Source organism: Shewanella sp. 1180_01 (assembly GCF_052850535.1).
In genome coordinates this window covers 1-527 of sequence record NZ_VXCT01000181.1, presented here as the reverse complement: position 1 = coordinate 527, position 527 = coordinate 1, and the positions used below count along the sequence as shown (strand labels likewise).

Sequence of the window (527 nt, the reverse complement as noted above, 5' to 3'; positions counted from 1 at the left end):
ACAGGGCGTGTGGCCAGTGATGTGCTTGAAGACCTTTTTAACTGAGTTACCTAGCTTGCTCGCCAAACGCAGCATGGGCCAAACGGTAATCAGCAACGAATTTACCACGGTCGCGCAATTGCTGGCGTGGTTTGTCACCCATGTGGAGTGTAACCGCACTTTAAGCAACAGCTGGCGCAGTAACTGTAAATCGTTAGTGAGTAAACATCTCAGCGGCTGCTTTGGTGAGTTACCGCTCAATGAGCTGAACTTTATCGCGGTGGACAGTTATTTAATCAAACCCATGTTAGCGCAGGGGTATTCGGCCAATTACATCAAAGCCGCGGTGAAGGTATTAAAGCGGGCGTTATCGGTTGCGGCCGATTTACGGGTGTTAGACAGCAATAGCTTGGCGGGGTATCGGGTGCAAATGAGTTTGAAGATGCCGCCTTTGGTGGGCACGCAGTTAAGCGAGTCGGATGTGGGACCGTTATTCAGCGCATTGCGAAATGCAGCAAGACCGGTAGCCATGTTGTTTGTGTTGATGC

The 527-nt window shown here is 50.7% G+C and carries 1 pseudogene; it reads left to right on the top strand.

Annotated elements, in window-relative coordinates:
- Window positions 1–527: pseudogene (locus FW758_RS24765) on the top strand (tyrosine-type recombinase/integrase); the annotation flags it as partial.